General features: G+C 49.8%; 2 rRNA genes. Both read right to left on the reverse strand.

Annotation, left to right across the window (positions count from 1 at the left end):
• Positions 1-2: 2 nt before the first annotated feature.
• A 5S ribosomal RNA gene (rrf, locus tag PF272_RS02070) occupies positions 3-118 on the reverse strand.
• Positions 119-261: 143 nt separating this feature from the next.
• Positions 262-2,605, reverse strand: a 23S ribosomal RNA gene (locus PF272_RS02075); the annotation flags it as partial.

Raw genomic sequence — 2,605 nt, forward strand, 5'->3', positions numbered from 1 at the left:
AAACCTGGCAGTGACCTACTCTCACATGGGGAATCCCCACACTACCATCGGCGTAACAACATTTCACTTCTGAGTTCGGCATGGATTCAGGTGGGTCTATTGCACTCTCGCCGCCAGGATAATTCTTTTTATTCCTTGCTTTTTCGCTTTTACTTTTATCTTTGTTTTTCGCTCTGTCTTGTCCTTTGTTCTTTTTCTTTCTCTCCAATGTCACACAAGCTGTCAACCCTTAAACTCTAATCAAAAACCCTTCAGCGTTGTATAGTTAAGCCCCTCGGGCAATTAGTATGGGTTAGCTCAACGGCTCACACCGCTTACACACCCCACCTATCTACGTCTTCGTCTTAAACAACCCTTACAATCTCTTTCGATTGGGAGAACTCATCTCGGGGCAAGTTTCGTGCTTAGATGCTTTCAGCACTTATCTCTTCCGCACTTAGCTACCCAGCATTGCTTCTGGCGAAACAACTGGAACACCAGCGGTGCGTCCACTCCGGTCCTCTCGTACTAGGAGCAGCCCCCCTCAATCCTCCAACGCCCACGGCAGATAGGGACCGAACTGTCTCACGACGTTCTAAACCCAGCTCGCGTACCACTTTAAATGGCGAACAGCCATACCCTTGGGACCTACTTCAGCCCCAGGATGTGATGAGCCGACATCGAGGTGCCAAACACCGCCGTCGATATGAACTCTTGGGCGGTATCAGCCTGTTATCCCCGGAGTACCTTTTATCCGTTGAGCGATGGCCCTTCCATTCAGAACCACCGGATCACTATGACCTACTTTCGTACCTGCTCGACTTGTCCGTCTCGCAGTTAAGCTTGCTTCTACCATTGCACTAACCTCACGATGTCCGACCGTGATTAGCAAACCTTCGTGCTCCTCCGTTACTCTTTGGGAGGAGACCGCCCCAGTCAAACTACCCACCAGACACTGTCCGAATACCCGTTCCAGGTACCTCGTTAGAACATCAAACGTTAAAGGGTGGTATTTCAACATCGACTCCTCACTAACTGGCGTTAATGGCTCTCAGTCTCCCACCTATCCTACACATTAAAATTCAAGGTTCAGTGTCAAGCTATAGTAAAGGTTCACGGGGTCTTTCCGTCTAGCCGCGGGTACACCGCATCTTCACGGCGATTTCAATTTCACTGAGTCTCGGGTGGAGACAGCCTGGCCATCATTACGCCATTCGTGCAGGTCGGAACTTACCCGACAAGGAATTTCGCTACCTTAGGACCGTTATAGTTACGGCCGCCGTTTACTGGGGCTTCGATCAAGTGCTTCTCTTTCGATAACACCATCAATTAACCTTCCAGCACCGGGCAGGCGTCACACCCTATACGTCCACTTTCGTGTTTGCAGAGTGCTGTGTTTTTATTAAACAGTTGCAGCCAGCGGGTCACTTCGACTGGTTCATGCTCCATCCGTGCAGACTTCACACTACGCCAGCGCACCTTCTCCCGAAGTTACGGTGCTATTTTGCCTAGTTCCTTCACCCGAGTTCTCTCAAGCGCCTTAGTATTCTCTACCTGACCACCTGTGTCGGTTTTCAGTACGGTTTATTATATAATATGCTTAGTAGCTTTTCCTGGAAGCGGGGCATCAACAACTTCGCAACCTTAGTCGCTCCTCTTCACGCCTCAGTATTAGATACCCGGATTTGCCTAAGTATCCTACCTACACGCTTGAACAGACCCTTCCGTCCGTCTGCTTGCCTAGCCTTCTCCGTCCCTACATCACTTACATAACAAGTATGGGAATATTAACCCATTTCCCATCGACTACGCTCTTCAGCCTCGCCTTAGGGGCCGACTCACCCTGCCCCGATTAACGTTGGACAGGAAACCTTGGTCTTCCGGCGAGCGGGCCTTTCACCCGCTTTATCGTTACTTATGTCAGCATTCGCACTTGTGATACGTCCAGCAAACCTCTCAATTCACCTTCTTCCGCTTACACAACGCTCCCCTACCCAACAAGATTTCTCTTGATGCCGCAGCTTCGGTGCTATATTTTAGCCCCGTTACATCTTCCGCGCAGACCGACTCGACTAGTGAGCTATTACGCTTTCTTTAAATGATGGCTGCTTCTAAGCCAACATCCTAGCTGTCTAAGCCTTTCCACTTCGTTTCCCACTTAATATAGACTTTGGGACCTTAGCTGGCGGTCTGGGTTGTTTCCCTCTCCACGACGAACGTTAGCACCCGCCGTGTGTCTCCTATACATTACTCTTCGGTATTCGCAGTTTGCATCGGGTTGGTAATCCGGGATGGACCCCTAGCCGAAACAGTGCTCTACCCCCGAAGGTATTCATATAAGGCTCTACCTAAATAGATTTCGGGGAGAACCAGCTATCTCCCGGTTTGATTGGCCTTTCACCCCCAGCCACAATTCATCCGCTACTTTTTCAACAGTAGTCGGTTCGGTCCTCCAGTTAGTGTTACCCAACCTTCAACCTGACCATGGCTAGATCACCGGGTTTCGGGTCTATACCTTGCAACTTGCCGCCCAGTTAAGACTCGGTTTCCCTTCGGCTTCCTTATTCAGTTAACCTCGCTACAAAATATAACTCGCTGACCCATTATACAAAAGGTACGCAGTCAC

The organism is Gallibacterium faecale (assembly GCF_027920745.1).
Lineage (GTDB): Bacteria > Pseudomonadota > Gammaproteobacteria > Enterobacterales > Pasteurellaceae > Gallibacterium > Gallibacterium faecale.